This window comes from Sphingobium sp. LMA1-1-1.1 (assembly GCF_040676365.1).
Lineage (GTDB): Bacteria > Pseudomonadota > Alphaproteobacteria > Sphingomonadales > Sphingomonadaceae > Sphingobium.
Window position 1 is genome coordinate 1 of the sequence record NZ_JBEGHS010000027.1, and the last position, 1009, is coordinate 1009.

Genomic DNA, 1009 nt, shown 5'->3' on the forward strand with positions numbered 1-1009 from the left:
ACATATTCAGATGGGCCTTGCGGGTTCTGCTCCGCTTGCGTTCATGCGTGCGAGGGCGGTTCGGTGTGCGACGCGATCGAGCAATGTCACCATCTCCTCCAGTTCGCCGGCGGGCAGATCCTGGGTGATGAAGACGATGCGCGTGCGCTGATCCTCGTCGGGCCATTCGGGAAGCCAGGTCAGGTTGTGCAGCAGATGCTGCGCGCCCTGGATGACGGCGGGCTGGCCGGGTTCCTCCCTGACATTCACCAGCCCCTTCACCCGGAGCAGATTGGCGCCGAGATGCTTTTCCAGGGACGTCAGCAGCAGGTTCAGAGCCTCGCGCGGGAGCGGCTCGTCCCGGATCAGGTTGAACGACGCGATGCCACTGTCATGCGCATGCGCTTCATGGCCATGCTCCGCATCCGCCGCTTCATGGGTGGGAGCCGCGCCAAGGGCGGCCTCCATCCAGCTTTTCGCGGCTTGTGGATCCTCTCTCGGATCGGCCATCAGCTTGCGCATCACGCCCACCGGATCGGCCGCCAGGTCATCGCTTTCCAGCACAGGGGCGGTGCGGTTGATCTGGCCCAGGCGGGCGATCAGCGCCGCCTTGCGCGCCGCCCGCTCCGCAGGTTCCAACAGGTCCGTCTTGGTCAGGAGAATGCTGTCCGCCAGCGCGACCTGCCGCACGGAAACGGGATGATCCGCCAGGGTTGCCTCCGCGTTCACCGCATCGACGGTCGCTACGACCGCGCCCATCCGGAAGAGCCCCTCAAGCGTGGGTTCGGACAGGAAAGCCTGGAGGATGGGGCCCGCCTCGGCCAGGCCGGAGGTTTCGATGACGACATGGTTGAAATCGACCTCGCCGGCCTCACGGGCATGATAGAGCCGGTTGAGGGTCTGGATGAGGTCGCCAAAGACCGTGCAGCACAGGCAGCCATTTTCCAGCACCATGATCGTATCGTCGCTCGCCGTGGTGAGGGCGTGATCGATCCCGATCTCTCCAAACTCGTTTATGATCACGGCGGTG

General features: G+C 64.6%; 1 protein-coding gene. It reads right to left on the reverse strand.

Going from position 1 to position 1009, the window contains the following annotated elements; translation table 11 throughout:
* Positions 1-6 precede the first annotated feature (6 nt).
* Positions 7-1009 (reverse strand): CobW family GTP-binding protein (locus MRBLMA1_RS14035; RefSeq protein WP_363737456.1); only part of this gene is annotated, 1003 nt, incomplete at its 5' end.